A 25,460-nucleotide genomic window follows, 5' to 3' on the forward strand; every position below is an offset into this window, starting at 1 on the left:
CTTAAATACAATTCCGGGCTGAAGCTATACCAGGAAAAACAATCTACCCTGATCTGTTTCAATCTGCAATACTTCTAGGACGGTCTTGTCGTAGATGTCCTGTCTTGTAGTGATGAGACCGCATCGTCAGTCTCATGACTGCCTTCTGGTGGTTGATTTTCAGTTACCTCAACGGGAAAGAAGTTGAACTGACTACTCAAGGCCGGGCGAGGGAAGGAGCTCTGGACATCAAAAAATTGTTTCATGCTGGATTGATTCCAATCATCAAAGCTGAAGTTGGCCGGGTTTATATAGGCGCTTCTTTGATTTTCCTGATGAGAAAAGCAGAACATCACTTGTGTTGTCCGCGCAGGCAAACCCTGAAAACGAAGTCTTAGCGCTCGATAATGCAATGCTTCATAGTTGTTACCGGCTAATTTTAATTTACAGAGCTGCTCAAGTCGTTTTAAATTGATGAAAGCTCCGGCAAAATCATTGAAACTCAAATCCAGATTAATCAGATTTTCAGGCAATACATCGCATATTAGTGCCATTACACTGGAGAATCTGCCCATATTGTTATTGCAAAGCTTAAGTGAGATGATTGGTTTTGGAATGGATGCCAAAATGTGCAGTATTTGGCCAATATTTAAATTCTCGAATGAGTTTTCACTTATATCAAGGCTAATCACTGTTTCAGATAAGTTCTTTAAAAAAAGAGCCAGATTACGATAGTTCCCGGAATGAATATTGCCTCTGACTACAGCTAATGAGTGAATGTCAGGGGGTAATGTGCGAGCCATTCTGATAATTTCTTCCGGGCTGCGGTCAAAAAAACTCTCCTCATTTATTTCAGTAATATTCATATCGTCGGTGGAATTGTCCGATAATTCCAAATGATGTATTGCTGTGGATGCCAGGCTGCTTAATAAGCCGCAGACCTTATCAATGGGCTGGGATTTCAATCCTCTGATATTAAACCCCGCTTTCAAAAAGTGCTTTGGCATACAGGAGAGGAATTCACTCAGTTTTTTCAGATCAAGCTTACCAGGATTTAAATTGGTGATATCAAGAGTGTTAATGAATGTTGGAACTCTCTGGCTTATAGTAAGCAGGTCTTCATAAGAAAACAGACTGGAATCCAGTGAATCAATACTCAGCTGCTGCACTTCTTCCGGGTCAATTCCCTCTAATTCGGCTATGACATCATTAATACTGCGGTCATAGCCAAGGTCTAAATTATGATACATGGCAGGTTCCTGGTTGAATCAGATGACATTAATTGATTCTCTGTGCCTAAATATAGGACGCCATTGTGGAGTAAGCTTAATTTATTTTCAATAAAAGCTTATTACCCTGTGTCTGAAATATATGGAACACTCTGTTTTAGCACCGGAAAATAGTGTTATTCTTGATATACAGGCATCTGACAAAGAGCTCCATGACAACATTTGGGAAAACCTTTTCAATAATTACCTACAATATTCACAAAGGTTTTGGTGCGGGAAGACTTCGGTTTTTATTACCGCAAATGCGCATGGCCTTATCTGGTTTGAGTCCTGATTTTGTCTTTTTACAGGAAGTGCAGGGACTTCATATTCGCCGGGAGAAGCGAATTGAGAGGTGGCCTGACAGACCGCAATTTGAATATATTGCTGAAAAGGAATGGCCTCATTACCTTTATGCCAAGAATGCCGTGTACCAATCGGGTCATCATGGGAATGCAATCCTTAGCAAATTTAGCTTCGAGGCCTTTGAAAATCTTAACTTATCCAGCCGAAACCGCGCTTCCAGAAGCATTCTTCATAGTCAAATTAAAATCGGCGAGGGGAATGAACAAAAAAATCTGCATTTGCTTTGCGTACATTTAGGCTTATTCAAACGCGAACGGGCATTTCAATGCCGGGCGTTGATGCAGCGAATCTCAGAGTCTATTCCAGAGGATGAGCCCCTGATCATGGCCGGTGATTTTAACGATTGGCGATTGCATTTGTCTAAACCGTTGGCTGAGGAACTTCAGATATATGAAGCTTTTCTAACTCTGAAGGGTGAACCCGCTCGTTCGTTTCCGGCTATAAAACCCACGCTTTGCGTGGATCGTATTTATTATCGGGGTTTAAAACCTCTGGAGGCCCTTTGTCTCCATGGGAAACCCTGGAGAACCTTATCTGATCACCTGCCTCTCTGTGCCTGGTTTGAGATATAAAACAAAGATTGTGCTCTGTAGGCAAGAGCAGTAAAATACAGACTCTGCGGATTTGGAGGTGTTGTTGCATAAATGAATATAGGTGCATACAAAACCGTCTTTGCGAGCGTCAGCGAAGCAATCCAGTTCCTAATTTTGCTCAAGATTAATCTGGATTGCTTCACTGCGTTCGCAAAGACGAAGGATTTTCTATTTATATAACAATGCCGGATTTGGAGAGGCTTGCATGTTCCTAGCTCAAATAATGGTCCCTGATTGTGTCAATATTGATTCAAGTTCTAAAAGTAAAGCAGCCGTATTACAAAAGATTAGCCAGATATTAAGCGACTGTTTTCCTGAGTTAAATCGTGAAGATCTTTTCAGTGCTTACTGGAAGCGAGAAAGCATGGGTAGTACCGCAATTGGCCAGGGCATCGCCATCCCCCATGTGCGGGTTAAGGATTTAAATCAGGCTAGAGCCTGTTTCATCCGCCTGCTGCATCCGGTTGATTTCTGTGCTGAAGACCGGCAGCTAACGGATTTAATTATTGGATTAGCTGTTCCTGAAAATCAAAGCGAGCGTCATCTGAAATTATTGCGCGATATCATCGTTCAGTTTTCCGACCCGGAATTTACTGGAATATGCCGCGAGCTGACTTGTGAAAAAGAGCTTTTTAATCGGCTAATGGAAGCACCAAATAATCCCCGGATAAAAATTAATAACCGATTCACTGCAGATGAGAGTTTATGATAAAAACCACAGTAAAAATTATTAATAAGCTCGGTTTACATGCCAGAGCCTCGGCCAAATTTGTTGCCCTGGCTGCACGTTATCAGAGTCAGATCGATGTGACTTTCAACAAAAAGACTGTCAATGGTAAAAGCATTATGGGCGTGATGATGCTGGCGGGTGGAGTGGGTAGTGAGCTTGAGCTGGTGATTGAAGGCCCTGATGAAGTGGAAATGGAAAAAGCATTAGTCGCGTTGATCAATAATCGATTTGGAGAGCCAGAATAAGAGTGAATGGCTCTTAGTCTGGTTCACAAACACAATAGCCTGGTGTAAGCCACAGCCAGGCCGGCTAACTCATTCTGCCGGAGGCTGTTTTTCAAATCGCCGTTTTTTGTGCAGTGATATCAGAAGCTGAAGCGGTCCGGATAGTGCGTAAAGAACAAACCCAATAAATAAAACGACTGAGGGATTGGCAGCAATTGCCACAAATAATATGACGGTTATCAGCAGATATAAAAAAGGGACTTTCCCTTTGAAATCAATTTCTTTAAAACTATGATAACGGATATTGCTGACCATCAGTACTGCAGTGACGACTGTAATAGCAGCAGTTAGAATGACAATAGAAAGATGATTAAACTCATTTTGAAAACAAAGCCATACGAAAGAAGATACAATTGCCGCCGCGGGCGGGCAGGCCAGGCCTTGAAAATAACGCTTATCGGCTACCTCAACCTGGGTGTTAAAACGGGCTAATCGCAAAGCGACTGCGGCTGTGTACACAAAAGCAACCAACCAGCCAATTTTACCCAGCCTATCCAATCCCCAGCTGTAAACCAGCAATGAAGGGGCTACTCCAAAAGTAACCATATCCGATAAACTGTCGTATTGAGCGCCAAATGCGGTTTGCGTGTTGGTCAAACGAGCAATACGGCCATCCAGGCCATCAGCGAGCATACCAATAAAAATAGCAATGACGGCTGTCTCATATTGGTTCTTTAATGAGGCGACAATTGAATAAAAAGCTGCAAACAAACTGGCTGTTGTAAAAAGATTGGGAAGTAAATAGATCCCGGAATGACTCTCTTTGGGGTTCACTGCTAATACCTGCTATAAAAATTGGATTATCCTAGCATAATTGGCAAGTGTCTCGCCATGATTATCCTTTTCTTATAAATTTGTTATAATCAGTGGTTAGCGTTTGTTCGTTAATGTTCTTGAGTGAGAAAGACTGAATCAGCCAGAACAATGGCTCTGATTTAGAATTCCACATTTTTCTGGCAGAGTAGTTTTGCGAGTCGTGGTTTTTTCAATATGATGCTATAATAGGCATACTGTTTTGTTTATGCGTTTGAAATGTCTGATTCTGATGATAAGAAAATTGTAATTGAAGGGGTTACTCAGCAGGGCAAAACCTTTCGTCCCAGCGATTGGGCTGAGCGCATGAGCGGTACCTTAGCCAGTTTTAAAAATCGTCGAATTCGATACTCTCCCTTATTACAGCCCAGTGTTAATGCAGAAGGCTATAAATGCGTTTTACTTGATCCCAAACTTAAAGAAACCAGCCCGCAGGTCTACCAGGCCATTATGGATTTCGCCAAAGAAAATGATTTGAAAATCTGTAAGGAAGGGGATTAACATCAGGCAGGCTTTTGGCTGCCCTGCTAAACATAGCGGAATGTGAGTGCCAGGGAGGTCAACTGATTGACAATCCAGCCCATGAATGCAATGGTATTATCAAAATTCATGGCAAACACACCTCCAGCCAGAAAAGCAAGGCCTTTGGGACCATCCTGCACTCCCGGCTCACTGGCATGAGTTAGCAGGACAGCGCCGCGAACAAACCAGATCAATCCCGCGGTTCTTATGATTAAGTCCATTGAGCTATAGATATTTGTGGGATTATAATTAGCGTATTGCAAAATATTTCCAACCCCAAAAGCCGTGTTTGATAAGGATGCAACTGCTGAGGGAAGAAAAAGCAAAGCGGCTCCGCCAACTATATAGGCGATGGGTCCAAACATTTTTTCCTGTGAGGATGAATTGGCGCGATAATCTCCAATTTTTCGCAGTTTGGCAATCGCGGTCATGAAAAATAAAATGCCCAATATATAGGCCAATCCGGAAATCAGGGACTGTACAGGAAAGAGGGATCGACTTAAATTGCCGATCATTTGAATTAAATCTGCACTATTCATGGTTTAATTATATACTTTTTTAAAAAGAGATCTCTTGCAAATACAGTTTTTTTACTATATTAAGTTTTTTTTAATCGGGTAATCCAATAATGCCAGTCAAAACTATTTCTGCCAAACTAGCTGATGCTTTCATGTTATCCTCAAAAGTAAAGCATTTTATATTTGAACTCCAGGAGAATCCCCCTTTTACTTACCTGCCAGGTCAATTCATTAGTATTCATTTCGACCGGGATGGCAAACAATTAAAACGAAGCTATAGTATCGCCAATGTTCCATTGCGTGACAATCGTATTGAGTTTGCGGCAGGTTTTGTAGAAAATGGCCCAGGAACCGCATTTTTATTTAATCTGCAGCCAGGGGACGTGATTCAGATTAGTGGTCCCTTTGGAAGACTGACGCTAAAGGAAGAGCCGCCGAAGCGGTATTTGCTGGTTGCGACCAGTACCGGAGTCACTCCATACCGGGCAATGCTGCCTGAATTAAAGCGTCGTATGGAAATGAACCCCGATCTCAAACTGGTTATTTTGTTTGGAGGACAAACCCGCAGCGATGTACTTTATGAAAATGAGTTTCTCGAGTTAGCCAAGGCGTTTCCGCAGCAGGTCATTTTCAGAGCGCAGTTAAGCCGTGAGCCCAGCGAATCTCTAATTGAGCATCAGTTCAGCGGCTATGTACAGCACGCCTTTACCGAATTAAGTCTGAATCCAGAAGAAGATATAGTTTATTTATGTGGAAATCCGGGTATGATCGACGAGTCTTTTGAACTGTTAAAATCCAAAGGATTTGCTACCCAACAGGTTATACGCGAAAAGTATATTTCACGGTAACTCAAAAACCGGATTGCAGCTCCGATTGATGCAAAGCTGAACAAATCCTGAAATAAGAAACAATGAGGAGAAGAAGTGACTATGAATTATGATGAGTTGGTAACAACAATGGATCAGCTTTTACAAGATGGCAAGGGTATTCTGGCTGCTGACGAAAGCAGCGGCACGATCGGCAAACGTTTTGAAACCATTAATGTGGAAAATACTGAAGAGAATCGACGTGACTACCGTTTATTGCTGGCAAACACAGAAGGTTTGGAGCAGTACATCAATGGTGTGATTTTATTTGAAGAAACATTTGAACACCGCGATCAGAATGGAACGTCTGTTGCTGAATTATTCGCTGCTAAAGGTATTGTACCTGGCATTAAAGTGGATAAGGGATTGATTACATTACCCAACACCAATGATGAAAAAGTCACTCAGGGACTTGATGGTCTGGCTGAGCGTCTGGCTCATTTCAAGAAATTGGGTGCGCGCTTTGCTAAATGGCGTAATGTGTATTCAATTAGCGATTGCACCCCCAGTTTAACCGCAATTAAGGCTGGTGCCGAAATGCTGGCTCGTTATGCTTCTATCTGTCAGGCAACTGGTATTGTACCTATTGTTGAGCCTGAAGTATTAATGGATGGGGATCACGATATCGAGCATTGCGCCCAGGCGACCGAAATGGTTCTGCACGAACTCTTCCATTCACTGTTCATTCATCAGGTGGAGCTTGAAAACATTGTTCTGAAGCCAAGTATGATTACGAGCGGCAAAAAACATAATCCATTTTCTACTCCTGAAGAAGTTGCTGATTACACTATCAGTGTATTTCGTAACATGGTTCCTGCAGCGGTTCCAACAATCAATTTCCTCTCTGGCGGTCAAAGTCCGGAGCAGGCCACTGCCAATTTGAATGCGATTAACTGCACAGGTTATCAGCCTTGGGTATTGAGCTTCTCTTATGGCAGAGCTTTACAGGAAGACTGTCTGCAGGCATGGAAAGGGAAAGCGGAGAATGTTGAGAAAGCACAGGCTGCTTTATTGAAACGTGCGAAATTGAACAGTATGGCTTGCTTCGGTGAATATACTGGAGATATGGAGTAAGTTTGGAAGAGGGGCTTGGTCACTGCCATTAAGCTGTATTGCAGGTTGGGCCCTTGGCCCAACAAATGGCACCACTCTAGAACTCAATGTTGGGCCAAGGGCCCAACCTACAGTGTCTGACTCTTTCTGAAGGGTTTGAAATTTTAAAGATGCAAAAAAAAAATCGGGCCAGAAGGCCCGATTTAATTTTTAATCGGTTAATCATTCGCGATGGGTTTGAATTTTTTCTTTATGTTTGATGAGTTGGCGGTTGAGTTTGTCGACCAAAACATCAATGGCGGCATACATATCTTCAGATTCGGCTCGAGCATGAATCTCGGCTTTGGCAACTAAAATAGTAGCCTCAGCAATTTTTACCAGCTTTTCAATATCGAAAACTACATGGATTGCCGTTATTTTATCAAAATGACGCTCAAGCTTATTGAATTTACCTTTAGTAAAGTCTCTTAAAGCAGGGGTGACATCAACATTATGGCCTGTAAAATTAATTTCCATAATATTTCTCCTTCTTTGATTACAACTACATTATGAAATACTTTTTCTTTCATTGGAAGGGGGTATCCCCATTGCCTCCCGATATTTTGCTACGGTACGGCGGGCAACCTGGATCCCTTGCTGTGCAATAAGGTCGGCAATTTTACTGTCGCTCAGCGGTTTTTTTCTATTTTCTGCGGCGATGAGTTTCTTTATTACTGCACGGATAGCCGTTGATGAGCACTCACCCCCCGTAGAAGTGGCGACATGGCTTGAAAAAAAATACTTAAGTTCAAAAACGCCGCGCGGGGTATGCATAAATTTTTGCGTAGTCACTCTGGAAATAGTGGACTCATGCATATCAAGAGCCTGAGCGACATCATTAAGGATCAATGGCTTCATCGCTTCATCACCATGTTCGAAGAAATCCATCTGATAATCCACAATGCAATTTGCTACTTTTAATAAGGTTTCCTGCCTGCTTTGAATGCTTTTTAAAAACCAGCGGGCTTCCTGAAGATTATTCTTCAGAAATTGATTGTCGGGGCTATTATCTGCTCTTTGAATCAATGAAGCGTATTGATTATTAATCGATAAACGGGGCAGAGTACTTTGATTTAGTAATACCTGCCATCGGCCATCTATTTTTTTAACAATAACATCCGGAATAATATATTCGGTAATTTCTTCCTGAATCACTGTGCCAGGTTTGGGATTAAGCTTTTGGATAATCTGCAGGGCACGATTTAACTGTTCTTCACTGGTCTGATAATTTTTAATTAGCTGCCGGTAATTATGCTGGCCCAGTAATTCGATACTGTTTCGTATAATTTCCTTGGCGAGCTCGACATCACTATTATCACCGGGTAGTTGTTCAAGTTGTACCGAAAGGGTTTCAGAAAGATTGATTGATGCACAGCCTACTGGATCAAAATGCTGCAAGCGATGCCGCACCGCTTCAATTTCATCCATTTCGAGTGGATGGCTTTCGCTATCCAGGCTGGTATGGAGCTCCGTCAGGCTCTGTGTTAAAAAACCATCGTTATCAATGGCATCAATAATTGCAGTGGCAATTACGCGATCCACATCACTCATCGGCGTCAGTTCGAGCTGCCAGCGTAAGTGATCCTGCAGATTAGTGGTAGTGCAATGCAGATTATCGTAATTAAGATCATTATCTTCAAACAAACTACGCTTTCCGCTATTGGAGTACAGTTGCGACCATTGGAAGTCGGCAAATTCATCGGGGATTTGGTGGTTCGCTTCGGAAGAATCCTCCTTATCCTCATTGGGGCTTGCCTCAAGCATGGGATTGGATTCAACCGCCTGTTGAATTTCCTGTTGTAAATCCAGGGTGGATAACTGAAGCAGGCGTATTGCCTGTTGTAACTGTGGGGTCAATGTCAGCTGCTGACTAATACTGAGCTGCAACGATGGTTTCATTCAAATCCTCTTTGTTTACCCGCTTTATACTAGTAAGTTTAACTGATTCACTTGGATTATCCAGTAGGGGATCAGGGAAGAATCAAAACTTTTTATTTAGAATGGTTTAATTGTAAAAAAACAAGCAGATAATATTTAATGAGTTTAAACGAGATGAAAAAAAAGCCTCGAGTGGAGGCTTTTCTTTATTTGATTTTTGCTTCTTTGTAAGGTACGTGCTTACGAGCAACGGGATCAAATTTATTGAACTCCAGTTTTTCCGGAGTAGTAGTTGGGTTTTTTCTGGTAGTATAGAAATGCCCTGTTCCAGCGGTGGACACTAATTTTAATGTGATCCTGGTTTTTTTAGCCATTTTGAAATTCCTCAGTCAGTTAAACTTTTTCGCCTTCGGCTCTAAGTTTGTCAACAATTGCTTTAATACCCAGTTTGTCTATAGTACGAAGACCTTTAGTGCTGACTCTGAGTGTAACAAAACGTTGTTCTTCTTCAAACCAGAAACGACGTCGTTTAATATTAGGCAGGAAACGTCTGCGGGTTTTATTATTGGCATGCGAAACATTGTTACCAGTGATTGGTCGCTTGCCAGTTACCTGACATACTCTTGACATATTGTTGCTCCAAAGGTTCTGTAGATTTACATCTAGCTGGGCTTGAATTAAAGGCTTAAGCCACAAATCAGCCGGGGATAATACAAGAGCGCTTTTATAGCAAAAAATGTCAAATTATGCAATCAAAAAGTGCTTTGTAGACCAAAGATAATGGATTATACCCTTTTTTCTGGTGCTGGTCGAGACTCTCGCTTTTTTGTTATACTCCTTCCCTTTTTTATTGTATCGCAGGTTTTATGAAACGTACTATTAAAAGCTATGTGCTGAGAGCCGGGCGCATCAGTAACAGGCAGCAATTCGCACTGGATAATTTACTGGCGCATTATGAGGTTCCTTTTACTGGCACTTTCTGGAATTGGTCAGAGTTGTTTAAACGGGATGCACAAACCGTAGTTGAAATTGGCTTTGGGATGGGAGCCTCTTTGCTGGCGATGGCCGAGGCACATCCAGAACAGAATTTTCTTGGTATTGAAGTGCATCGAGCAGGAGTAGGAAGTCTTATCGCGGATCTTCATGAAAAAAATATAGAGAATGTTCGTATTGTCGTCCATGATGCGGTCGAGATTTTCACAAAGCAGATTCCGCCTGAAAGTCTCGCGGGAGTGCAGATTTTTTTTCCTGATCCCTGGCCTAAAAAACGCCATCATAAGCGGCGTTTAATTCAGCCTGAACTAATAAAGACTCTGGCTGCTGCCATTAAGCAGGGTGGATTTATTCATTGTGCTACCGATTGGGAAGAGTATGCCCAGCAAATGCTGGAGGTTCTTTCAAACGAGAATGCCCTTATCAATAAAATGAGCGAGGGAGGCTATTCGCCAAGACCTGAAACCCGACCGGTTACCAAATTTGAAAAACGGGGACAGGGTTTAGGCCATGGTGTTTGGGATCTTATTTTTATTAAAAAATAAAAAGGCGGGACGGGAAAAATACCCATCTGCGCCCTGCGGCTTATCCGGTGGGTCCAGTGTTTCTCTATGAGTTTTTCTGGATCCTCAGACAAAAAATACGTACTTTATCAGGTCAAAATGACTTTAAATAGTGTCGTTTCCGCGTAGGCGGAAATCCATCTTGCAAACAAAGTTAGGAATTAGCTTGAGAAATAGATTCCCGCCTTCGCGGGAACGACACGATAATAGAGCTATTTGAGCAAATGTTAAGTCATCCGCTGACTATATAAAAAATGAGGGAACCCTCAGGGACAAGCCGAGGGACGTAGCCGTATACAAGCTAGGAACCTAGGAGCTAGGAGCAGACTCTGTTTTTAGCGATGTGTAGTACCAATATTTAAACCTGAGGGGAGCTTAAAGCTGGTTCGAGTGATGCTGCTCTGGATAGTGGCTGATTAAAAAAGCAGTTCGAATCACTGAAAAACGTCTCTGTTTTGAGTCTTGCAGACTGAGAAAACAGATCCACAATCGCCTGGTGCCCTAAAATCTCTCCAATATCTTTGGGGAGCAACGTTATTTTTCCTTCACTATCCGGGGATTGTGCAGTAATTAAGCTTTCCATTTTTTGAATTGCGCTCACGCCTTTATCTGCAATACTTTGTCTCAGCTGAGCCGGAGTTGCACGAAAGGCAATTGTGGAGTCTACAGGTATGTCCAGTAAAAGCTTCACTATTTCAGGAAAATTCTGTTGGCAGGCCATAAAAAGCGGGGTTATTCCATCCGTAGTGGATAAATCAAAATTTGCTTTGTGAGCAATCAGGGCTTTAACTGTTTCCGTATGACCTTCAAATGCAGCAACCATGGCTGGAGTGGCGCCATTGTAGGCTATCTGGTCTAAATTGGCGCTTTCTTCGGCCAGAATGTCGACCATCTCTGAAAAACCCATTTGCGCTGCCAGAAATATCGGAAACATCTGACCGCTATTGGTTGCGTTTAAATCTGCCTTCTGAGCACTTAGCTCTCTAATCATTGCGCTGTCTCTCTGTTCGACTGCAATCAGGCAGGGCGTAAGGCCCTCCGAATTTTCCTGATTTAAATCAGCTCCATGAACTCCAAGTTCTCTGATTACGGCAGGATGTTTATTTTTGACCGCAATGATTGCCGGTGTATCACCATTATCTCTTGCCTGATTTAAATTAGCTTTCTTTTCGCCCAGCAGCCTGACAATCTGATCATGACCATTTTGTGCTGCTACGTAAACTGCGCTTGCTTTGCCATTATCCAAAGCATTTACATCCGTATGATCCAGTCCGATTAGGTGCTGTACGATTTCCTGATGGCCTTTCTGGGCTGCAATTATTAAACTGGTCGCTCCATTGGCAGTTCGCTGATTTGGACTGGCCCCATGCTTGATTAATGATACAACAGTATCGGTAAAGCCCATTTGGGAAGCCGCAAACAGTGGAGAGACATTGTCTTGGTTGGTTGTTTTACCCAGATCCGCTTTTGGTCCAAGGACCTCGATGATGGCGGTCAATCCTTGTTTAGCTGCAATATATGCAGGTGTTTCGCCACTATTGTTAGGCAGATTGACATCGGCTTCCATAGTGATTAATTCACTCAGGATTTCAGGATAAGCATTTTGGGCAGCCATGCAGGCAGGCGTCATCCCCTGCATACCCTGAAAATCCAGATTGGCTGAATATTCAGACAACTTACTGATAAGTGTCTTATCGCCAGATACTGCGGCAATCCAAGCCAGGTTTGCATACTCATCATGTCGTTGGGCCATTTCTTCGTTAATCACATGTGAGTTTTTAAATAGCTCCAGTTTTTTCTGTAGATCCGGGTTTGCCTGTGCAAAAGCGGTTCGGATAACCCGAGCATTAAAGGCAATATAGGGGCTATTATTTCTATAGGCCGTATGAATAAAATCGGCCAGTAACGCCGGATCTTTGACTACTGCCTTATCTGTCGTAAGATCCTGATTAATGTCACGATAATTCCATCCCTGATTGGGCTTATAGACCAGTCCAATGGCATGATGCGCATTATTTAAAAGCAGGGCCACAGGCGCATTCAGTTTCTCAGCCCGCTCCTTGAATTCCAGTAAGTCATTGAGTTCTGTAAGATAGCTTTTGATTTCTTCAGGCTTAAACACAAAAGACGCGGAGTATAAGTCCTTAAGTCCACCTTGCTGTTGAATAGCCTCTGTAGAGATGGCTGAGGAAACTGTTTCCCAATGCCGTTGAAGCACTGGAAATCCGGTATTGAATAATTCTGAAAAGTTACTAGGATTATGGAAAATACAGATCCGGCGTACGGTTTGATAGATCTCAATAAGTTCCTGCTCTCTTTCCGAAAGCAACTCCGCATTATCGCCTTTGAGTTTGGCTTTCTTAATTTCCGCGGCAAGGATCTCTGGAGAAGAGGCGGCAATTTCTGCGATGCATTTTTCAAAACGCTGCTCTTCTGCATCACTGCTAAGGCAAGCCTCTATCCACTGGATGGTAAAGCCATGACAAAGGCCTTCGGGGTTGTTATAAAGGCCCAGTTCCATTGCAAGTTTAAGCAGATTTGGATGTGCTATCGCCATAGGATTTCCAAAAATAAGATACTATAGCATTTGTTTATTAATAGATCATTAAGTGCTTTCGCTGATCGATTGCAGGAGGTTAAGAGAAAAAGGGATTTCGAGAGTGTTCATCAAACTGTGTCATGCCATCTCAGATTTGCGAGATCTCTCACTGCGTTCGAGATGACGGCGTGCCTGTGAGTAATGACTTGAGAAATTTTTTGTTAATTAGTAAAGAATTTTTGAACTTGGACTTCAGCCTGTGTAATATGCTCTTTTAAATGGCTCCGACTTCTAATAACAAAGAGGATTATTGAAAATGATTGATTTCAATGTACTGGATTCTGTACTGAAAGACGGCGAATTGTCGAAATTTTTGAGTTATTTGAAATCCATTAATGCCGATGAGGAGCAGAGAGATAACCTGGAGTTATCAGAAGACGGGGAAATATCAAAAGAAGAACTGGGATTTTTGGCTCAGCAAAAGTATGAAATTACAGGCGTTGGCAATTTCACTCTCCTTAACTATCTCATTTTAAAACATGATGCGAATGAACTGAATTTAATACCTCATATAAGCTACATATTGCCTCATGATAATTTCATTAGCGGCAAACCAGTTCATTTTGCGCTGCGTCAGAAGAAGCTTGATCTGATTCCGCCTCTGTTAGGCCACTTTATACCTCTTAAAGAAAAAGCCGAGGAACAAATCTGGGGTTCCAAAGATGCGCGTTTTCGGGTTCTTGTTGAAGAGCACGACGATGAGGCGCCTGTGGGGCTGATGCGTCTGATCGATTCTACAGACGAGAATGGTTTTACTCTGCTTGCACGGGCAGTACAGACAAGAGATGCAGAGAGCCTTAGGGCGGTATTGCTAAGAAAACCGAGACTGGATGAACCGACCGCATTCCGTGTTGCGCAAAAAAGCAAAGTTTTGAATTCTGCTCTTCATCAAGCAGTAAGGGACGATTGGGCTGAAGGGGTCAGGATGCTGATTGAAAGCGGAGCAAACCCTGAAATTTATTACAATCCCGCCACCCGAATCACTCCTTTTGTTATCGCCATTCGTTACGCAAAAATTGATGCCTTGAAAGTATTGCTTAAGGGGCAATCCAATGCAGATAGAGACAAATCGAGCGCAGATAAAGAAAAATTGCTTGCAGATAAAGTGAACGCTCCAATTTGTGATCCCACAGGTAATACGCAAGATCGCCCAATCAACGTACTTTGTCAGCATCTGAGCAATGAAAAAGATAAGAATAAAATAAAATCCCTGCTTGCAGGCATCGCGATGCTGATATGCCGCGGGTCAACTGTTCCGGAAAGCAAAAATCATCGAAATTTGCTCACCCAATATCGGGAACAGCTTGCGAGTGAGATTGCAAGTTATGCCGAAAATAGCTATAAGCGTTCAAGATTTATTATCCTGCAATTACACGCCAAGAACACATGGCATAAAATTTTCTACCCGGAATCCGGCTTTTTCTCTCATTTAGCGGGTAATCCAGGTAAAGTCACTAAAAAAATGGAAAATCTGGTATTGGAAGCCACTCTTAAATATCGTAAGAAAGAGGCTGAGGGAAAGATTCCAGACAAGAAAAAAGAAAGACATTATAGTAGTGATGAAATTAAACTGGCGGTTTTTACCCGGTTATTTTATAAAAATCGCAATGAAGCTTGCTGTGGCGGGAATCCCTGGGCAGCTGGCTTCTGGAATCTGGGGGAAGGCAGGTTTAACAGTTGGGATGAAGTGAGATTATATGCGACATCCGATAAAGGTGCAGGTACCCGTACAAGTACTATATATAACCTCATTGAAAGCAATAAAAGTAGTGTTCACAACAAATCGGCATTAGCTTTGGATAACAAGCTGGAAGCACTTCTCGACGAGATTGCCCAGCAGGAAGAGGAAAAGGCGCAAGAACGATTTATGGTCTAGGTTCTTACCCACAGGTTGAACTGGTATGCGGGTGAAGCTTCGCATACCAGTTTTGAAAATTGAATAAATCCTGTTCCAGAGTTTGGTACAGAGGCTTGCTTAAACTTCCGGCAAGCCCTAGAATCCTAGCTTTACGTACCGGGTGGAGAACTCAATGGGATGGAAAGAACCAGACAAAGATAAAGATAAAAATCAATGGAATGGTCAAAATCAGCCGCCTGATTTAGACGAAGCCCTCAAACGCTTTCAGGATAAATTAAAAAAAACCTTGTTGGGGGGGAATTCTGGTGAGGAAGGCGATCCGGGTTCAAGCGTACCTGGAAAAAGTGCTGGTATGCTGGCATTCCTGGCTTTACTGGTTATTTTCATTCTCTGGGCGCTTTCAGGCATTTTTATTGTGGATCCCGCCGAGCAGGCAGTTATTCAGCGTTTTGGCAAATATGTAGAAACCGTAGGGCCTGGGCCGCACTGGATACCTCGTATTATAGAATCAAAGGTGGTGCGAAATGTTGAACGCGTTTCGGACTATTCCTATTCAGGGCATATGCTGACCAAGGATGAAAATCTGGTTTCAGTCTCACTGGCTGTTCAATACCGCATTGGTGATTTGCAAGCCTATCTCTTTAATGTGGTTGATCCTCAGGAAAGCCTGCAACAGGCGACATCCAGCGCGTTGCGTCAGGTCGTTGGTACTACCACACTAAATGAAATTATCACTGAAGGCCGTGAAGCATGGGCAACTCATGTACAGGATTCACTGATTAAAATTCTTGATCGTTATAAAACAGGAATAGTGATCGTTAACGTATCGCCACAGCCAGCCAGAGCCCCTGAGAATGTACAGGATGCCTTCGATGATGCCATTAAGGCGCAGGAAGACGAAAAGCGCTTTAAGGAGCAGGCTTATGCATACAAGGCAAGGGTAGTTCCTATCGCCGAAGGTAATGCGCAGCGTATTCGTGAGGAAGCACAGGCTTTTGCTAAGCAGGTGGTATTAAAAGCGAAAGGCGAGGTCGCTGAATTTCTGGCCTTATTACCGCAATACAATCTGGCCCCGCTTGTAACCTCCGAAAGAATGTACCTTGATACCATTCAACAGGTATTAAGCAAGAGCAGCAAGATTATTGTAGATGGCAAATCCGGGAATTTACTTTATTTACCGCTGGATAAGCTGGCTCATAACGCAGTGACCGCTTCCTTGCCAAAACCTGCTGTGGATGAAGTCGCTGCCAATCTGGAGGAAAGTTCTGCCGCTGGCGAGTATGACGATCATGCAACCACACGCCCGATAATCAGGCAAACTTATCGACAAGTGAGGAATTAATAGATGAATGCTTTAAGAACAACTCTGGTCGTATTGGCGTTTTTCATTTTGGTGGTCATACTAGCCAGTGTTTTCACTGTAAATCAAGGCCAGCAAGGGATTCTTTTACGCCTGGGACGCCTGGTTATTGATAAACAGACAGATAAAGTCAAGGTGCTTGAGCCTGGTTTGCATTTCAAAACGCCGTTTATTGAAAGTCTGCGTTTATTCGATACACGCCTGCAAACCCTGGACATTAAATCCTCGCGGATTGTAACCAAAGAAAAGAAAGACGTGATTGTCGATTATTATGTCAAATGGCGCATAGGCAATCTGGCTCAGTATTTTAAATCTACCGGTGGGAATGAGTTTAAAGCAGAAACTTTGCTGGAGCAGCAGTTGAATACCTGGCTGCGCGCTGAATTCGGCAAACGCACTATTTCTGATGTGGTGTCAGGCGGCAGAGATGACGTGGTTGATGTGTTGCGTGAAAAAGCGGAACAGCAGGCGCAGGGTTTAGGTGTTGATGTGGTCGATGTCAGAATCAAGGGAATTGAACTACCGGCCAACACCAGCAACGCCATTTATCAACGTATGCGTGCTGATATGCAAAAAATTGCTAACAGACATCGTGCCGATGGACAGGCTGCAGCAGAAGCTATTCAGGCGGCCGCGGATGCAGAAGTGACCGTGGCTCTGGCAAAAGCCCATAGTGAAGGGCAGATCATTCGGGCAAAAGGCCAGGCTGAAGCAGCTACCATTTACGCGGAGGCCTATGGTCAGAATACTCAATTCTTTGCATTCTACCGCAGTTTGAAAGCCTATGAAGGAAGTTTTACCAGTAAACAGGATTTATTGGTATTGGATCAAAGCAGTTCTTTTTTTGACTACTTTAGACATTCTTTAGTAAAAAGTGGTGATACGACAAAGAAAAACTGATATAATTTTTTATTTTGTTGAAGAGGGTTAAGTTCGCTTAACCCTTTTTTCTTTGAGATATTTTGTTATGAAAAATAATTCGCATAACAGGGTTTCTCGGTATGTTAGCGGGAGTTATTCTCCTCTCCATTATTCACCAGTTTATAGAGTAAGAGTTTAATTATGGGCAAGAATGTTGTAATAGTTGGTACGCAATGGGGCGATGAAGGTAAGGGTAAAATTGTCGATTTGCTGACCCAGAACGTCAAGGCTGTTGTCCGCTATCAGGGCGGTCACAATGCTGGCCATACCTTGAAAATTAACGGTGAAAAAACAGTTTTGCGGCTCATCCCATCCGGCATGCTCAGGCCTCATGTCAGCTGCTATATCGGCAATGGAGTTGTTCTTTCGCCAGAAGCCCTGCTTGCGGAAATTCGTGAGTTGGAAGCCAAGGGAATCAATGTTCGTGAGCGTCTGAAAATCAGCCAGGCCTGTCCCTTGATTCTACCCTATCATGTGGCTCTTGATAAAGCCCGTGAAACACTGAAGGGAAGCAAGGCTATCGGAACGACAGGGCGTGGAATTGGTCCTGCCTACGAAGATAAAATAGCTCGCCGGGCTTTGAAAGTCAGCGACTTGTTTGATGAAAACCGCTTTGCCCGAAAACTGACTGAGCTATTACATTATCATAATTTTGTTCTTAAAAATTATTATCAACAGCCTGAGGTTCAGTTAGAGCCTGTTCTTCACGATGCAAAAATATGGGCCGCTGAATTAAAGGAGATGGTCTGTGATGTGACCACCAGCTTGCATACCCATCGTGAACAAGGCGATTCAATCTTGTTTGAAGGCGCACAAGGGGTTTATCTGGACATCGATCATGGAACCTATCCCTTCGTGACCTCATCCAATACCTGCGTCGGCAGTGTGATTAATGGCGCAGGGTTCGGTCCGCGCTATCTTGACTATGTTCTGGGAATCACCAAAGCCTACACGACACGTGTGGGTGGCGGACCTTTCCCTACTGAACTCCAGGATGATATAGGAAAGCGCCTGGCAGAGCGTGGGCATGAGTTTGGGGCAGTTACCGGACGCCCTCGCCGTTGCGGATGGTTTGATGCCGTATTGCTTCGTCGGTCGATTGAACTGAATAGTATCACCGGCTTATGTGTAACCAAACTGGATGTCCTGGATGGTTTGGAAACCCTGCGAATTGCTGTAGCCTATCGTGATAAAAATGGGCAATTACTGACTCGTCCGCCTCAATCGGCAGAGGATTTTGAAGGTCTTGAACCGGTGTATGAAGAATTGCCCGGATGGACTGAATCCACCGCTGATTTAACGTCAATGTCACAGATGCCGGCTAACGCACTGGCTTATCTGAAACGAATTGAGGAATTATTGAATATACCGGTTGATATGCTTTCAACAGGCCCAGAGCGTGATTCCACTATTATCAGACGCGATCCTTTTAACTAGGAAAAAAGCATCTTGATGCCCGGCATGGGCATCAAGGTTTTTGTACTACTTCACATATGCCTTAGGCTGATCAAAATCATAAATTATACCAAGCCCCATTTGAGCGGTATTTGGTGTAATTTTAGTTTGTTTTAACACCCCGCCAAAAGGTTCAAACACTGCACTCTTAATGCCCTTATAATTAATTTGGCTGTAATCCAGCATCAGCCACCAATTAGTGGATAAAGCATGTTTTAAGCCTAATCCATAGCGAATGCCCCCGCGGTTTTTGGTTTGGCTAAGAATAGTGGGATCTGATTCGCTGATTTTAACCCGCCCGTTGCTGTAGCCCACGCGGCCAAATATCAGCGTATTTTCGGAGAGAAAATAGCCTGGCAGGACACTGACTCCAGCACTTCGTTTTACGGTAAAGGTGGTTTTTAAAAAGGTTTGATGAATATATTCGTTATTGTTTAATTCATATTCCACCGAGCTCAGATTTCCGTTCACTTCGGCAGCCAGGCTATAGCGTTGATAACGCCACTGGTAGCCGCCGAAGATAGAGCCGAAAACGCCAGTGCCTGAAAAATGATTCTTATCGATTACGTCAAAAGTACCCGGGCGAATGACATGGGATCTTTGTCTGAATTCAGCTCCCTCAGGTCCAACACTGGCGCCGAGGTAGAATCCGGCATGGCTGATTGAAGAGCACAGAATAAGACTGGCGGCACAAACGGTTTTCCTTAACATATAGTTCTTCCTGATTGATGATTAATTTTCAAATTGCTTTTCAAAAGCGGCCATTCTGAGTTCAAGATTTCGCTGCAAGCTCGCTTTTTCATTTCCATTTACAAAACTGCTACAGGTGGCGCTGTTCAAATCAGCACATTCAGTAACCAGGGTTTGTCTGGCGGGATCAGCCCAGATACTTTTGCCGGGTAAAAAGGCATAAGTCAGTACATTTCGGGTCATCTGCTTAAGTGTCTGGTAGTCGATGTCGTGCTCAATGACTGCTTTCACATATTGACGTGTCAGATCAGTTCGCAGGATGCCTTCATCATCAGTTGACAAGACAATGGGCACCCCTTGTTTTAAATAGTAATGGATGGGATGTTCTTTTCCCTTGATATTAAATATTTTCTCATTACTGGTGAGATTAATTTCTACCGGGATCTGGTGCGTTTTCATGTAATTCAGCGTGTCATTGGCGTTATCCTCAAACCCAATATCAAGCCCGTGACCTATTCGTTCGGCATGTCCTGTTAACACGGCATCGCGTATATGAAATCTCAACTCCTTTGGCATCACATCCTCGGCCTTTAATTCACCGGCATGGAGTGCAATGTGGACTTGCGGATATTTCTGGTGCAGGAAGTTGATCACTTCCATCTGTTTTTTATAATCTCTAAGGGAGATAATGCCGTCTTCTGCCTGTACCATATTTATGGCGACGATTGCTTCTGATTGGGAGGCGGCGGCAAATCCATGCAGCGCCTGCATAAAAAAGCTTTGAAGAGGTTGCTCACGAAGAATATGATACTGAAATTTTACCGTTAGATGGCAAACGGACTGCTCGGGTTTGCTGTCACATCCCAGGAACTTTCTGGTATCTGGCAATAACTGGTCGCTGACTTTTACTGTATTTGAAATTTCCTGAACAAAGGCTGGATCATCAAGAAGAAGCTTTCTCGCTTTTTCAAAGCCTTGTGCCAGATTGGGTTTTTCTGAAATGACTGTGGATTTGGCATAGTCGGGCATCATCATGATTTCCATATATTCTTCCTGCTGCTCGCTGGCTCGCTGCATGACTTCTGCAAGAAGTGGGATGTGATTGTCCATGATGAGGTTAGTGAATTTAAAAAAGGTGGCAAAGAAATGATCATGTCCGGATTCTTCGCCGGCAATGAAATCCTTCATTGACCAGGCTCGGATAAGCTTGTCGTATAATTCAGGATTGTTCAGTATTTGATTACTTTTTATTCCGTTACAGGCTTCACTGATTTTATTGATACCAAATGACTGCGGGTTCAAACAATAATCCTGCCTGGCTGCGAGTTCAACCATAGTTTCAGGGTAGGCGCCACCGGCCAGATGATAATGCAGTTCCCCGCCCTTGGGCATTTCTTTAAGAAACGCATATAAGGCATTAGGATCTTGCCTGATTTCATTAAAATGTTGCTCAACACCGGATTGAACAGACGAAGTAAACGCCAGTAAAAACGCATAACCAACCAATTTTTGCATACCAAAGCCCATACTGGCTTCAGCTGGTGGAACTCATTGATTCTGCGAAGCCAAAATACATTACAGGAGAATGAGTATACTGATTGTTTGCTAAAGTCTCCATTATTTTCAAAGAGGATTGGGGCGCAGACTAATAAGCATTTCATTTTTGACTATAATTTAAGCATTCAGACCATTAAAGTGTTTTTCTCATGTCCTCAGATGCTGACAGAACCCCAAGAATAAGTGAACTATTTGCTGCCTGCAAAGCAGTTATCAGCAGTCCTGCGCCTGATTTTCCTGCATTAACCAATAAAATTAAAGAGATACTGGATTCAGCAAACTATCAGGACCAGGAGGCAGCCCCCGAGCTAAGGGCTATTCCCTGGAACAGTCTGGTTAAAGATTTGCATGAGCTGCGCACCCTTAGAGACAAAAATGCCCTGACATCGGAAGATAAAATTCGTGCTTCGTTTTTAGAGAGCCGTGTTAACCAGATGGCTTTACCTGCTTTTTCGGAATTACAGCGCTCTATGGAGGTTGCAGATCTATGGAATACAGAGGTTAAATCGTTTTTGGCTCTTGCAGATGTAAAGCTTCCAGCGGAGCCTATTGCCAAAGAAACTGCAGTGACAGCAGCTGTTGAAACTGCACCTGCGCTGCCCTTATTTATGACAATTCGGAATGCTCGAACCGCCTTAAACGAGCGGCTGAAAACCAGTTTGAGTGCACCAATCAGTGAAAAGCTGACGCCTAATGAGGAAGGCGTTCCCTATACTGATCTTGACAAGGATCCTCCACAGGTTGCATCCATAAAAAAGCTGATTAATAGTTTGTATTATGCTGAGAACGCGGCCAAGGCCGAAATATGGCAGAAAATTGATTCGTCCAGTAAATTGGGAATAGTTCATAGTGTTTTAAGCAATCAGATACAAATTGCTTATGATGTATACAATGTGTACAAGGCTCTCGATAGCTTTAATGAAGCAGCACCCGAGATCAGGGAATTGTTGCGGGATAATATGGATCTTATTCAGCCAGTATACAACAATCTCACATCTGCGGTGCAAGCCTTGGGTTTACAGGAAAAATATGAGCATCTGGATCTGGCAGGCGGTGCCGGGCTATTGCTGGGACAAGGTGTCAACGCCCTGCAGAAAGGCGATAAGACTACACTACAGGGGAATGTGCTGAGCGGATTATTGAATCAATTACCTAGATTGCTCAATTCTGCGGCAACGGCTATAAATCCCGATAATAAGCAAAGTGCTGAGGCTTTGCAGATATCCGCAAACAAACAGCAGGCAATAGGCCAATTGATTGATGCGCTACTCAGTGATAAGCATACGCTGAGTGCTCTTCGTCCTGCAAGAAAGGCCTTGAAAGGTCTTAAAGAAATCAAAGAGCGGCTTGATGCCGAACAAGATAATCTTTCCGAGGAAACAATAAAGGCTTATATCAAGTGGGGCAATGAAGGATTAACGGCCCTGATTACTATGGCTGATGATTTTGAACGTCGAAATTATTTGAAACCGGGTACTATTTCTGATCCCATCGTTGAACAGGCAACCATCTTGCGTGATGCCATTGAAGCGCGCATAGCACAATCAGAAGCCGTTAAAAAGCTTCCTGATGCTAATGCAGCTGATGTGCTCCGGGTGGCTAAAGTAGGCTCGGCCAAATCATTCATAGCACAAAGCCGTATTCATGCTTTAGATGAATCGAGAGTCGCGTCCTATACCGAACTACAGGAGCTGGAGTTTAAAGCTTCCCAGGCAAAAGAGTTCTTTGATCTCCTTAATCAATATGCTGGAAAAAATCTGGCGGATATCAGCCTGGAGGATAAGCAGCGATTAAAGCAGTCCTATCAGGTGATTCAATCGGCCGTTGCAACCTTTAATATTGAGCTGGACAAGCAAATTGTATCCGCTCTTAATGCTACAGAAGCACCGCCCGCCGCAGGACGGTTCGCTGGATTCTGGAAAGGAGTTGAGAAACTCAAAAAAGCGGATATTAGTGGTTTGATGAATGATATCGGCGGGTACTGGCACGGAGAAGTGAATCTGGTTGGTGGATTAAGACAAAAGATTTTGAAATATTATGATGATAAAGAAAATGCTGAAATTCTTAAGCTTGAAGTTATTAATGAAGCAGAGTTTAGCCTCGCAGAAAAATTCAAAGGAAAAATAGTTCCCTATGAGGAGGTTTTGGCTGCAAGAGATCAGAAGGCCTTATTGGCACCCGAGACAACGGCAGCACTACGTGGGCAGGGCGTTATGGGATTAGATGCCCTGGAGCGGGTCGAGCAAATATTGCCAACAATGCTTGATGTAATCAAAGAAGCTGTCGACTCTTCAGAAGAGGTCTCCGAGAAAGACCTGGCTTATCTAAAAAGTGAATATCTAAGACTACAGCCTACTATTTATCATACTAATAATGAACTGGATGCAAAAATAACCGCAGCGCTTAATTCCGGAGATAAAGCAAAGTTAGCAGAAATCAATGCTGACTTACGTCACCCTGATTTTTTCAGAGAGCTAAATGCTCGTAAGCAGTTTCTGACTGATCTTTCCAACAAAAAAAGAGAGCCATTACCTGCTGTCGATAAATTATCTCCAGCTGAGGTTTCTTCAATTAATAATTTACGGGGTAATTTCGCTGCGATTCAGGAGATGGGGTTATCTGCATCAATTGGCAAGCTAAGTGAGTATGTCAGAACTACGCGTATTAATAATTTATCCACACAGGTCAATGACCGAATCCAGATGCCGCCCCATGCGGAGGATCCGACGGATCCCAAAGTGGTGAAGCAAATAAAAAATCTGGAAAATAATTTATACGATTTGCAAAAAGCGTTGGCGGCTTTTGAAAAAATGAACAATGACGATTCACTGGTTACTAAATTCACTGTTTTAAAAGATGTGCTGATGCAGTTAAAGGCGTCCTGGAATACCTTAAACAGCATGACCCCTGAACTAAAAGAGCAATATGCTTCAGTAGCTAAGGTGTTAACGTCTTATAGCTCTGTAGTGAGCCCTGCTCAGGTGCAGAGTCAGAGCGCACAGGAGCTTCAGGCGGCCAGATCAAACATTCAGAAGAGAGTTGATAGCCTGTTTGCCGCTTCAGCGTATGTTGCAGATAAACAGCAGCAGCTAGCCGGGTATTTTGGTCTGGAAGTGGATGAGGGACGTAAGTTTAAGGGGTATACGCGTGAGCAACTAGCCAATCCCGAGGCAATGAAAAAAGAAGCGGATAAGATTGTGAGTGGTCTTGAAAAGCTTTCAGAAGGGTCTCAGATAGGTGGATTATGGAAGTCCAAAGGCTTATTGAAACAACTTAAACGCTTTGGTGAACAGCTGGGAGAGCTTGGCGCTACCGTTGGTACAATCGCCAATGTACAAACGGGTACCTTGAAAACTCAGTTATATCAAGCAGTTTTAGCGGAAATAAGTCATAAGGAAGACGATCTGTACCTGAACCCGGGCACGATGCTTATGCCTACCATGCAAAAACTGAATGTCTTTTTTGAATCCATGTTAAGCGAGCTGGATCTGCCTTATGAGGATAAACTGGCTATTATACAGCAAGATCAGTTTATGGCGATTTTAAAGTCAGAAACAGCTAGTCGCATGGCACAGTTAAATGACGATCTCAATAAAGCGACCAGTCCTCAGGAAAAAACAGATATTGAATTTAAAATGCAAACACTTTCCAATAAACTGAACTATCTGGATGAGGTGGGTAAGACTTACTCAGAAAACTATGGTGAGCGCAAAGCAAAAATACTGGATAGTGAATTTGAAAAGTTGCTGAATAAAGTATACATCCCGGCGATGGCACAATCTGGCAAAGTTTTGAATGAGCCTTTTAAAACTCAATACATCAATGAGCTACGCACTTATTATCAAAATAACCGGCATAAATTAATCAGTGAAGGCCAGGCTGACAGCCTGTCAATGGACGATCTGAAAATGGGGCTCAATAATATCCAGACTAGTCAATACAGAGCCTATCGGTTTGTCGACAATGTGACCCATATAATCAATGATCACATGAGCAAAATCAAACCCGGAGAAAATAAAGATTTATCTGAGTTTGGCGAAAAACTTGTGGACAAATTTCGTGACCCTTCTGTGCCTATTAATACGCGTTATAACGAGGCTAAAAATCTGGAAAATAACCCGCAGTTTAAGGAAATTGCTGCCAAAAGCAGTAAAGGTTTGGGTCTTCTCTACGCGCTAAAGAGCTTTTTTAGAAGTGTCTCCTATGTTTTAAGTCAGTCCATAATGCACAAAATGTCAATGAGGGAATCTTATCAGGCCTATAAGGAAATACAAAAAATTCAACGAGGCGAAGCTTTGCGGGAGGCTTATTTAAACTTAAAGAAGCCGGAAGCAGATGATCCTGATAAAAAAGATGGTATTGATCAGGTAGATAATCCTGAGCAGGAAAGACAAAAAGATATTGAAAAAACTGATAAATTTCGTGATGCGCTAAATGATATGCGACCTAAGGCAGTGGAACCACCGGTTGAGGCAGCCAATAAGGCCCCTGCCGAGGATAACCCCCCTGCTGAAATTGCGCGTCCCGGTTAAAATATTTACATCTTGATATGCTT

22 protein-coding genes are annotated in these 25,460 nt (G+C 43.1%); 12 read left to right on the plus strand and 10 right to left on the minus strand.

From position 1 onward, the window contains the following. Window positions 1-74: 74 nt before the first annotated feature. Window positions 75-1,229: a hypothetical protein gene (locus B1207_RS13110; protein ID WP_112220390.1), complete on the minus strand. Its 1,155-nt coding sequence runs from the start codon at window positions 1,227-1,229 to the stop codon at window positions 75-77. Window positions 1,230-1,420: 191 nt separating this feature from the next. Here B1207_RS13110 and B1207_RS13115 point away from each other — a divergent pair, with 191 nt between their 5' ends. From B1207_RS13115 to B1207_RS13125, 3 genes are all read left to right on the plus strand, one after another. Next, window positions 1,421-2,185, plus strand: a complete 765-nt coding sequence (locus B1207_RS13115) for an endonuclease/exonuclease/phosphatase family protein (protein WP_112220391.1) — start codon at window positions 1,421-1,423, stop codon at window positions 2,183-2,185. 226 nt (window positions 2,186-2,411) lie between these two features. After that, window positions 2,412-2,915, plus strand: a complete 504-nt coding sequence (locus tag B1207_RS13120) for a PTS sugar transporter subunit IIA (protein ID WP_112220392.1) — start codon at window positions 2,412-2,414, stop codon at window positions 2,913-2,915. Next, window positions 2,912-3,181: an HPr family phosphocarrier protein gene (locus B1207_RS13125; RefSeq protein ID WP_058508416.1), complete on the plus strand. Its 270-nt coding sequence runs from the start codon at window positions 2,912-2,914 to the stop codon at window positions 3,179-3,181. Before B1207_RS13120 ends, B1207_RS13125 begins: the two co-directional genes overlap by 4 nt. Window positions 3,182-3,250: 69 nt before the next feature. Here the strand turns inward: B1207_RS13125 and pssA are convergent, their stop codons facing one another. After that, window positions 3,251-3,994 (minus strand): CDP-diacylglycerol--serine O-phosphatidyltransferase, encoded by a 744-nt coding sequence (pssA, locus tag B1207_RS13130; protein WP_112220393.1) that lies wholly within the window; start codon window positions 3,992-3,994, stop codon window positions 3,251-3,253. Window positions 3,995-4,252: 258 nt separating this feature from the next. Between pssA and B1207_RS13135 the strand changes: the two genes are divergently transcribed. Then, a complete protein-coding gene (locus B1207_RS13135; protein WP_058508414.1) occupies window positions 4,253-4,534 on the plus strand; it encodes a DUF3579 domain-containing protein in 282 nt (93 codons plus the stop codon). A 26-nt stretch (window positions 4,535-4,560) separates the two neighbouring features. Here the strand turns inward: B1207_RS13135 and B1207_RS13140 are convergent, their stop codons facing one another. Then, window positions 4,561-5,094, minus strand: a complete 534-nt coding sequence (locus B1207_RS13140; RefSeq protein ID WP_112220394.1) for a type IV secretion protein IcmC — start codon at window positions 5,092-5,094, stop codon at window positions 4,561-4,563. 89 nt (window positions 5,095-5,183) lie between these two features. Here B1207_RS13140 and B1207_RS13145 point away from each other — a divergent pair, with 89 nt between their 5' ends. Then, complete coding sequence (locus B1207_RS13145) at window positions 5,184-5,921, plus strand: ferredoxin--NADP reductase (protein WP_112220395.1); 738 nt, start codon at window positions 5,184-5,186, stop codon at window positions 5,919-5,921. An 81-nt stretch (window positions 5,922-6,002) separates the two neighbouring features. Beyond that, window positions 6,003-7,013, plus strand: coding sequence for a class I fructose-bisphosphate aldolase (locus B1207_RS13150; protein WP_112220396.1), 1,011 nt, complete (start codon window positions 6,003-6,005; stop codon window positions 7,011-7,013). A 201-nt stretch (window positions 7,014-7,214) separates the two neighbouring features. Here the strand turns inward: B1207_RS13150 and hpf are convergent, their stop codons facing one another. The 4 genes from hpf to rpmB all read right to left on the minus strand — a co-directional run bounded on the left by hpf (window position 7,215) and on the right by rpmB (window position 9,539). After that, on the minus strand, window positions 7,215-7,508 hold the full coding sequence (hpf, locus tag B1207_RS13155; protein WP_058508410.1) for a ribosome hibernation-promoting factor, HPF/YfiA family: 294 nt from the start codon (window positions 7,506-7,508) through the stop codon (window positions 7,215-7,217). Between the two features lie 30 nt (window positions 7,509-7,538). Continuing rightward, window positions 7,539-8,930, minus strand: coding sequence for an RNA polymerase factor sigma-54 (locus B1207_RS13160; RefSeq protein ID WP_112220397.1), 1,392 nt, complete (start codon window positions 8,928-8,930; stop codon window positions 7,539-7,541). Between the two features lie 185 nt (window positions 8,931-9,115). Next, window positions 9,116-9,283: a 50S ribosomal protein L33 gene (gene rpmG / locus B1207_RS13165; protein ID WP_058508408.1), complete on the minus strand. Its 168-nt coding sequence runs from the start codon at window positions 9,281-9,283 to the stop codon at window positions 9,116-9,118. Between the two features lie 19 nt (window positions 9,284-9,302). Continuing rightward, a complete protein-coding gene (rpmB, locus tag B1207_RS13170; RefSeq protein WP_058508407.1) occupies window positions 9,303-9,539 on the minus strand; it encodes a 50S ribosomal protein L28 in 237 nt (78 codons plus the stop codon). Window positions 9,540-9,775: 236 nt separating this feature from the next. Here rpmB and trmB point away from each other — a divergent pair, with 236 nt between their 5' ends. Beyond that, the gene (gene trmB, locus B1207_RS13175; protein ID WP_112220398.1) at window positions 9,776-10,447 is read left to right on the plus strand and encodes a tRNA (guanosine(46)-N7)-methyltransferase TrmB; all 672 of its coding nucleotides are present in this window, start codon (window positions 9,776-9,778) and stop codon (window positions 10,445-10,447) included. Between the two features lie 376 nt (window positions 10,448-10,823). Here the strand turns inward: trmB and B1207_RS13180 are convergent, their stop codons facing one another. After that, entirely contained in the window at window positions 10,824-13,022 is a 2,199-nt protein-coding gene (locus tag B1207_RS13180) for an ankyrin repeat domain-containing protein (RefSeq protein ID WP_112220399.1), read from the minus strand. Window positions 13,023-13,320: 298 nt separating this feature from the next. Between B1207_RS13180 and B1207_RS13185 the strand changes: the two genes are divergently transcribed. The 4 genes from B1207_RS13185 (at window position 13,321) to B1207_RS13200 (ending at window position 18,640) form a co-directional block, all read left to right on the plus strand. Next, complete coding sequence (locus B1207_RS13185; protein WP_112220400.1) at window positions 13,321-14,940, plus strand: ankyrin repeat domain-containing protein; 1,620 nt, start codon at window positions 13,321-13,323, stop codon at window positions 14,938-14,940. Between the two features lie 154 nt (window positions 14,941-15,094). Beyond that, window positions 15,095-16,264 (plus strand): FtsH protease activity modulator HflK, encoded by a 1,170-nt coding sequence (hflK, locus tag B1207_RS13190; protein ID WP_112220401.1) that lies wholly within the window; start codon window positions 15,095-15,097, stop codon window positions 16,262-16,264. A 3-nt stretch (window positions 16,265-16,267) separates the two neighbouring features. Then, window positions 16,268-17,182, plus strand: a complete 915-nt coding sequence (gene hflC / locus B1207_RS13195) for a protease modulator HflC (RefSeq protein WP_112220402.1) — start codon at window positions 16,268-16,270, stop codon at window positions 17,180-17,182. A gap of 162 nt (window positions 17,183-17,344) precedes the next feature. Next, window positions 17,345-18,640: an adenylosuccinate synthase gene (locus B1207_RS13200; protein ID WP_112220403.1), complete on the plus strand. Its 1,296-nt coding sequence runs from the start codon at window positions 17,345-17,347 to the stop codon at window positions 18,638-18,640. 45 nt (window positions 18,641-18,685) lie between these two features. Here the strand turns inward: B1207_RS13200 and B1207_RS13205 are convergent, their stop codons facing one another. Together B1207_RS13205 and B1207_RS13210 are read right to left on the minus strand one after the other, a co-directional pair. Further along, on the minus strand, window positions 18,686-19,369 hold the full coding sequence (locus B1207_RS13205; RefSeq protein ID WP_112220404.1) for an outer membrane protein: 684 nt from the start codon (window positions 19,367-19,369) through the stop codon (window positions 18,686-18,688). A 21-nt stretch (window positions 19,370-19,390) separates the two neighbouring features. Then, window positions 19,391-20,863 carry an adenosine deaminase family protein gene (locus B1207_RS13210; protein WP_253255869.1) on the minus strand — a complete coding sequence of 491 codons (1,473 nt, stop codon included), beginning with the start codon at window positions 20,861-20,863 and terminating at the stop codon, window positions 19,391-19,393. Window positions 20,864-21,054: 191 nt separating this feature from the next. Here B1207_RS13210 and B1207_RS13215 point away from each other — a divergent pair, with 191 nt between their 5' ends. After that, the gene (locus B1207_RS13215; RefSeq protein ID WP_112220406.1) at window positions 21,055-25,437 is read left to right on the plus strand and encodes a hypothetical protein; all 4,383 of its coding nucleotides are present in this window, start codon (window positions 21,055-21,057) and stop codon (window positions 25,435-25,437) included. Window positions 25,438-25,460: the final 23 nt, after the last annotated feature.

The organism is Legionella quinlivanii (genome assembly GCF_003265995.1).
Lineage (GTDB): Bacteria > Pseudomonadota > Gammaproteobacteria > Legionellales > Legionellaceae > Legionella_C > Legionella_C quinlivanii_A.